Source organism: Aquidulcibacter sp., from assembly GCF_049239865.1.
GTDB lineage: Bacteria > Pseudomonadota > Alphaproteobacteria > Caulobacterales > Aquidulcibacteraceae > Aquidulcibacter.
Genome location: NZ_JBMLTR010000101.1, coordinates 1 through 4,385, shown reverse-complemented (window position 1 = coordinate 4,385; position 4,385 = coordinate 1). Strand labels below are relative to the sequence as shown.

The following is a 4,385-nucleotide window of genomic DNA, read 5'->3' as shown; positions in this document are numbered from 1 at the left end:
TAAAGTCTAAACAAAGTGTAACATTGTTGCCACTGTGCGAACAGCTTGGCACATTTATCCCCAGTGTTCCCACCTCAGAGCCGTCACTGTCATAGAAGTGTCACATAATCGTCGCAGAGGCGTATCTCAAGCGGGCTAGGTGGCCCACTCTACGCGCAGCCTCCCACTTCGATGCGCAAGCAGGATCACTTTCAGGGGACCACTCATGTCAATTTTAAATCGTTTGGCTCGCACCACTGCGCTGACCGCATTGGGCTTTGCTCTGGTTGCACCAGTTGCAGTCTATGCTCAAGAAACCACCGGTACTATCCGGGGTCAGATCGCAGCTTCTGGTGCGCCAGTAACCGGCGCTGAAGTCATCATCATCCACACGCCATCTGGTTCGCGCGCCCGTGCGACGACCGATTCAAGTGGCCAGTTTTCTGCATCTGGTCTTCGCGCTGGCGGCCCCTACACGGTCGAAGTTACAGCGTCCACCTATGAGCCGACTGTCGTCAACGACTTGTTCTTGACGGTTACCGAGCCATTCAGCCTCGCCTTGAACCTCGTACCGGCGGATAAAGAAGTTGAGCGCATCATCGTGCGCGCTACGGCTGTCGGACGTAACCGCGTGGATGGCACCGCTACCGGTCTTCGCCGCGACAAGATTGAAGGCCTTGTGACCCCCGGCCGCGACATTCGCGAATTGGCCCGTCAATCGCCTTTGGTTACCCAGAACACGGTTGGTGACGGCGGTATCTCCATCGCCGGTTCTAACCCACGTACCAACCGCATCACCATCGACGGCGTTGCTGCTCAAGACGACTTCGGTTTGAACACGGGTGGTCTGCCGACCCGCCGCGGTCCAATTTCCTTGGATGCTGTGTCTCAGTTCAACGTGACCCCAGCCCCATTTGACGTGCGCAACGGCGGTTTCTTGGGCGGCGCAATCGACATCGTGTTGCGCTCTGGCGACAATGAGTTGGGTGGTTCGGTTTTCGCCAACTTCCTCGACGACAAATTGACCGGGACTCGGATCAAGAACACGATTGTCTCGAACGTTGTTGAGCAAACCAACTATGGCGCAACCCTTCGCGGTCCCATCATCAAAGACAAACTGTTCTATGCTTTGTCTTACGAAAAGTATGAATCTGTCGACGTGACCAACCGTGGTCCAATCGATGGCGGCTCTTTCGGTAACACAATCGTCGGCCCATCGGGCACGCCAATGACATTGGCTGACATCGCGGCCGTGACCAACGTGTTCGCCAACACTTATAAATCGAACTTTGCCCTTGGTTCGATCCCAACCAATAAGCCGATCCTCGACGAGAAATATTCGGCTCGTATTGACTGGAACATCACTGACAAGCATCGCGCGTCCTTCACCTATCGAAATGCTGAATCGACCGTCTTCAACTTCACGAACTTGGGCGCAACAACAGCGGCGCTGGACTCGCAATGGTACTTCACTGGCGAGCAAGACAAGACTTATTCGCTGCAGTTGAACTCGGACTGGAATGACAAGTTCCAAACTGAAGCCCGCATCAGCTATCGCGACTACGTCCGCCTGCAACAGCCACCAAGTGGCCAAGAGTTCGCAGACATCACGGTTTGTTCGACGTTGACCTCGCTCGACGCAACCGGCAGCCAGCCATTGATCACCTGTGCTGCGGCCACGGGTCAGGCGCGCGGCGTAGTTCGCTTTGGTCCAGACCAATTCCGTCATGCTAATTTCTTGGCGACCACCAACACCCAAGGCCAATTTGAAGCCCGTTACCGCTTGGGCGACCACCAGTTGAAGGCCGGTTTGCAGTGGCAAGAACGTGACATCTTCAACCTGTTCGTGCCAAACTCTGACGGTACTTACTACTTTGACTCGGTTGCTGATTTCCAAGCAGGTCGCGCGAACCGCTTACAGTACACCAACAATCCGTCGGGCAACCCGGATAAAGCTGCAGCCGAGTTCACCTACCAAATCCTGTCGGGCTATTTGCAAGATACTTGGTCGGTGACGGACGACTTCCGTTTGACCGGCGGTCTGCGTGTTGAAAGCTACTCAGTTGACAGCGCACCAGCCGCCAATGCAAACTTCACCAGCCGTTTTGGTTACTCCAACCAAGCGACCTATGACGGCCTGTCGATCGTGATGCCCCGCGTCAGCTTCAACTGGAACGCACCCGCAGATATCCGTGTTTCGGGTGGTGTTGGCTTGTTCTCGGGCGGTCTACCTGACGTATTCTTGTCCAACTCCTTCTCCAACACAGGCGTGTTGACCGTCGGTGTTGATATTCAGCGGACTGCAACTGGCTTCACCGAAACCGGGGCAGCACCTGGCTTCACCAATGCGATCGGTTCGCTCGCATTGGACAATCTTGTCGGCGCAAACTTTGGCCGCACGATCCCAGCCCAAGTCTTGGCTTTGTTGGGCGGCGTAACGCCACCTGCCACCGCTGAAACCAACTCAATCGACCCGAACTTGGATATCCCATCTGAGTGGAAGGCGAATTTGGCCGTTACCGGCGAAGCATTCGGCATGAACCTCGGCCTAGACTTGGTTTATACCAAAGTTCAAACCGGCTATGCGTTCCGCGACTTGCGTGCCACGCCACTGATCATCAATGGCCAGCAAGCACTGACCCCGGACGGTCGTAAGCGTTACGATGCTCTGTCGACAGCAGTTCGCACCTCGGTTGTTGGCACGACAGTGAACTCCACTGCGGCCGTCGGTGGTTCGAACCGTGACATCCAACTCTACAACCCAAATGGTGATTTGGGTGATGCGTTCATCGCGGCAGTTTCGGCCAGCAAGTCCTATGACTTCGGGATCAATTGGTCGCTGTCCTACACGCTTCAAAACATCAACGAGTTGAACAGCACAGGCCGTTTCAGCTCTACCGCAAGCTCGCTCTACGGCGGTGCCTTGTCGGCGCTTGACCCAGCCAATCCAGTCACGGGTCGTGGTCAAGAAGAAATTGAAAACGTGTTCAAGTATTCCTTCGGCTGGCGCGCAACGCCAATCAAAGATCTTGAGACCCGTCTTGAATTGTTCGGCGACGTACGCGCCGGCCGTCCATTCAGCTGGCTGATGAACACGGGCTCGGGTCGTTCGACCATTACTGGTGTCAACAAGGGTGGCCAATTGGCTTATATCCCTGACCTGTCTGGTTCCACGACCGTCGCAACGAACGGCACCGTTTTGGTTAGCAGTGATAGCAAAGTTGCTTTCGACTCATTGGCAACCTTTAATTCGGTCAAGACTTTGATCGATACATTTGGTTTGCCCGCAGGTCAGATTTCGCCACGTGGCTTCAACACCAACGACCAAATCCATTTGTTGGATATGCGTATCAGCCAAGAACTGCCAGGTGCCTTTGAAGGCCACAAGGGCTTCTTGACCTTCGACTTCCAGAACGTGTTGAACATGATCAACGAAGACTGGGGTGTGGTTGAAGAATATGGCGACCAGCAAACCCTGTACACTGCAGCTTGCGCCGATGCGACCGGTACAGTGAACAACGCGGGAACCCTTTTGTGCAACCGCTATCGTATCACCAACCCATCGACCATTCTGACCAACCCAAAGACGCGTAACGTCGATCGTTCGCGTTGGCAGATCCAAGTCGGCGTTCGCTACGAGTTCTAAGCTCAAAGCGCTGTAACGTTTGGTTCATGGGGCGGCCTTTTCGGGGGCCGCCCCATTTTCGTTTAAGGTCCCATGCACTAGGGTGAGGGGACACTCATTTCTACAATACAAGGTCTGGTCTGATGAGCTTCGATCCAAAGCGGCGGTTGTTTTTGAACGCATGGGCGATGGGGGCGGCAGCGGCTTCGATCAGCAGCCCGTGGCGTGGTTCTGCTATGGCGCAGACACCGAAATTCATCTCTGACCCCTTCACCATGGGTGTGGCGTCTGGTGATCCAACGCAGGACGGTTTTGTGCTTTGGACGCGCTTAGCGCCAGAGCCGCTTGACCCAGAATATTCAATTGACGGCTTGGTGGATGTCCAGTGCGAAATCGCTGAGGATGAGGCCTTTACCAAAGTCGTGCGACGCGAATTTGCCGTCGCCCGGCCCGATAATGCACATTGCGTGCATGTCGAGGTAGGCGGTCTGAAGCCTAACCGGCCGTACTTCTACCGGTTCCGCGTTGGGTTAGCTGTATCGCCGGTCGGCCGCACCCGCACGACCCCGGAATTTGGGGCACCACTGGCCAAAATGCGCTTTGCTTGGCATTCCTGCGCCCATTATGAGCAAGGCTTGTTCACCGCCTATGGCGATCTCGCCAAGCAAAATCCAGACGTCATCCTATCGCTCGGCGACTACATCTATGAAGTGTCCTATGGTGCCGCGGTCCGCCGCATGCCGGTGGAAGATGCCTTTAGCTTGAGCGACTATCGCCTCAT

At 55.3% G+C, this 4,385-nt stretch carries 2 protein-coding genes; both read left to right on the top strand.

The window, feature by feature from the left end:
* Window positions 1-205: 205 nt before the first annotated feature.
* Entirely contained in the window at window positions 206-3,625 is a 3,420-nt protein-coding gene (locus tag ACOVRA_RS07370) for a TonB-dependent receptor (protein WP_421719723.1), read from the top strand.
* A 122-nt stretch (window positions 3,626-3,747) separates the two neighbouring features.
* Window positions 3,748-4,385 (top strand): alkaline phosphatase D family protein (locus ACOVRA_RS07365; protein WP_421719722.1); only part of this gene is annotated, 638 nt, incomplete at its 3' end.

What these genes read in the sequence shown, in the direction of transcription:
- ACOVRA_RS07370 (WP_421719723.1), top strand. Translation starts at nt 206, where the DNA reads ATGTCAATTTTAAATCGTTTGGCTCGCACCACTGCGCTGACCGCATTG.